This window comes from Syntrophorhabdaceae bacterium (assembly GCA_028713955.1).
GTDB lineage: Bacteria > Desulfobacterota > Syntrophorhabdia > Syntrophorhabdales > Syntrophorhabdaceae > UBA5609.
In genome coordinates, this window is the sequence record JAQTNJ010000024.1 from 3,204 (window position 1) to 4,827 (window position 1,624).

Annotated in this window: 1 protein-coding gene; it reads right to left on the reverse strand. The window is 54.0% G+C overall.

The features are described from left to right. A partial coding sequence (locus PHU49_03870; GenBank protein ID MDD5243131.1) for an MFS transporter occupies positions 1-1,520 on the reverse strand: 1,520 nt, incomplete at its 3' end. Between the last annotated feature and the right edge of the window lie 104 nt (positions 1,521-1,624).

Sequence of the window (1,624 nt, forward strand, 5' to 3'; positions counted from 1 at the left end):
GGGAGCGGTTCGGCGAGAAAGTGCATGACCTTTGGCGGTTTCCCGTCAAGGTGGAATGAAAGGACTTTCTTCTCAATCTCTCTGTCTGCAACGGTGATCCGCTCATGCTGCCGGAGGTGTTCACCCCAGGATTCGACAATGTATGATTCTATATAGTGGCCCGGATCCGTGAGATCGTGAAAGAGGTTCCACCGTATAGCGCCGTCGCGCCTGCGGATCGTTTTGAGTGCCTGCATGGAATCCGTAAATCCCGCGGCCTTTGCCGGATCTATATTGTATTCAACGACAACGAGGACGGGGCCCTCGTCAAAATCAGGCTGACCGGAAACAACAAGTGAAGGCCAGTGCATGGAAGGGCTCAGGTCGAGTTCTTCCCCGCTTTTCAGTTTATAGTTCCAGGTAATGGCCGTGGTAATAACCAGACATCCGGCTACGATGTTCAGTGTTGAGGGTATGCCGATCCCGCCTGCTATCAAACCGAACAGGGCGCTTCCTCCTGCCAGACCGCCGAAGAATGAGAGCATGTGGACGGACAGTACCCGCCCCCGCACCCAGGCAGGGATAACCGACTGGACCACCGCGATGAGGGTCGAGATAAGGATAAGCCAGGCCATACCGCCTACTACCATGGCAATTGCAAGAAAGATGAAAGAATGGAGGTTCGCCACGGTAGCGGTCGCAAGCGCAAAGATATTTGTCGCCATGAGAATAATAAGGTTGAGCGAGAACCTCTGCCGGAGAACCGGTAAAAACGTTGCTCCGAGGAGGGCCCCGAACCCAAAAAAACCGAGGAGGGCCCCGAACCCCGATGAACCAAGTCCGAGATATTCTCTCGAAATGATCGGCAGAAAGGCCGGAAGAGAGCTGCAGAAAAAGGAAAGGAAGATGGTATGGATCAACACCGATTTTACCTCCGGCGCATTCCTGATATAGCGTATGCCCGCCCGCATTGCACTCACCAGCCGTTCCTCTTTAAGCGTGCTCGTCCGTTGCGCCCTTTTCCATCGTTTCAAAACAATAACAACACCAAAAAATGAGATGCCGTTCAGAAGGAACGTTATACCGGGCCCGAGGGCTGCAACGATCAAACCACCGATTACGGGTCCCACGGCACGCGCAAGGTTAAATCCCACCGAACCAAGGGCTATTGCCGAAGGCAACTCGTTGCGCTCCACCAGTTCAGGGATGATCGCCTGCCAGGAAGGGGCATTTACTGCAGCGCCCAGCGCAAGAAAGAAGGTTAAGGCAAGGAGGACCAGGGGTGTTGTCATGCCGGAAACGGTCAGTACGCCAAGAACGATGGATGCAATGAGCATCCATACCTGCGTCATCAATAAAAGACGCCGCCGGTCTATGATATCGGCGAGGGCGCCTGCCGGAAGGGCAAGGAGGAAAAAGGGGAACGTTGACGCAGTCTGAACCATTGCAACCATAAAAGGGGTGGGGGCAAGAGTGGTCATGAGCCATGCGGCCCCGACCTCGTGCATGAGCGTGCCTATGAGAGATACAACGTTTGTCAACCAGAGTATCCTGAAGAACCTTTGCTTCAGGGGACTCAAGGTCGATACTATTATCTGGTAGCGGGATGACACGGCTCAATAGTATATCAGAGTCACGGCAGGAT